Raw genomic sequence first — 469 nt, 5'->3', positions numbered from 1 at the left:
TAAAAATAGAAAAGAAAGAGCCAAAAGTTCAATGTCCTAGCTGTAGTAAGACAACAGATAAGCTGCACCAAAACCATTGGTATGTAGTCAGAGATTTACCTTTTGGAGACAAACAAGTATATCTTCAAGTAAACCGGCGTCAAATCAGGTGTGACGGCTGTGGCAGCAAGTTTAGTGAAGAATTAGAATTCGTAAAAAAGAAAAGAGTCTACACAGAAAGATTTAAAAACAAAATTATTGAAGAAGTTTTAGAGAGTGATATCAAGAATGTGGCTAGAAGAAATGGAGTTAGCGAACAACAAGTCGAGACAATGCTAAAAGAATTAGCTGCGGGATTCATTGAAGAGAAACCTCAAGAACTGAAGAAACTAGGAATTGATGAAATCGCCGTAGTCAAAGGTCAGAAAAACTATTATGTAGTGTTAGTAGACTTAGAGAAAAGAGCATTAGTAGGAATGGTGGAAAAAAG

1 protein-coding gene is annotated in these 469 nt (G+C 35.8%); it reads left to right on the top strand.

Annotation, left to right across the window (positions count from 1 at the left end; genetic code table 11):
• Positions 1 to 469: transposase family protein (locus FLQ44_RS01040; RefSeq protein WP_170252703.1), on the top strand; the 469-nt coding region annotated here is incomplete at both ends.

This window comes from Vogesella mureinivorans (assembly GCF_007644035.1).
GTDB lineage: Bacteria > Pseudomonadota > Gammaproteobacteria > Burkholderiales > Chromobacteriaceae > Vogesella > Vogesella mureinivorans.
This window is presented reverse-complemented; position numbering and strand designations above follow the sequence as displayed.